This window comes from Flavobacterium xizangense, from assembly GCF_054075145.1.
Map to the genome: position 1 here is coordinate 1 of NZ_JBSIPG010000359.1, position 230 is coordinate 230.

General features: G+C 58.3%; 1 pseudogene. It reads left to right on the top strand.

Annotated features, from left to right (window positions below):
* Positions 1–230, top strand: a pseudogene (locus tag ACWA1B_RS23765) (hypothetical protein); the annotation flags it as partial.

Genomic DNA, 230 nt, shown 5'->3' on the forward strand with positions numbered 1-230 from the left:
CGGTGATATCGACGCCATGGCGCTGCTATCGCAAATCCATTTCAAGCATGGCGAATATGCTCAGGCAAAAACGCTGGCGCAACAGGCCACACTGGCAGGCAGCAAACGCGGCGCCATCATGCTGGCGCGACTGCTGGTGAATACCCAGGCCGGAACCACAGACTATCCGCAGGCGATCAAACTGCTGCAAACCGCGACGGACGATATCGATAACGACTCGGCGGTGGATG